1 protein-coding gene is annotated in these 591 nt (G+C 41.5%); it reads left to right on the forward strand.

Features of this window, described 5'->3' with window-relative positions:
* Positions 1–591: hypothetical protein (locus tag A3766_RS31465; RefSeq protein ID WP_197479699.1), on the forward strand; the 591-nt coding region annotated here is incomplete at both ends.

A 591-nucleotide genomic window follows, 5' to 3' on the forward strand; every position in this document is an offset into this window, starting at 1 on the left:
GATGAAAAACTATTAAGCTCTCAGCAGGAAGTTGATGACATATTGCCTAAAATTGAGCAACAACAAGACAAGATTGAATCACTAAGCGATCAGAAGTCTATCTTGCATGCAAAGATATCGGAGCAGAAAGCTGTCCTCGCTTCGCTTGTAACACTTCAAGAATCTGTCTTGGGTGATGATTCTAGCGTTTCTGCGCAAAAGCGGCAGATGGGTATTGATCAGCTGCCATTGCTGATGAATGAGCTTAAGGTCACTTCAGGTTGGGAAATTGCTGTTCAGCAAGCGCTTCATGATTGGATGAACTCTTTGGTTTCCGACGGCGTAGCAACGGATCTTATTCTGAATTGCGAAACATCAACTCTGGAAGGTTCTGTTGCCTTATTAGATAAGGATAAAAATGGATCAAACTCTAATGTTGTAGCAAAATCTGGATCACTTGCTCAATATGTTGAAGGTGCACCGTCTCAAGTAATTTTAATACTAAACGATATCAAAGTTGCTGATTCAAAAGAGCAAGCACAGCTTGCTATTGCTACACTGGCGGAGCACGAGTCTGTTATATGTACTGATGGCCTTTGGTTTGGTCAAACA

The sequence above is a fragment of the Oleiphilus sp. HI0132 genome, from assembly GCF_001635845.1.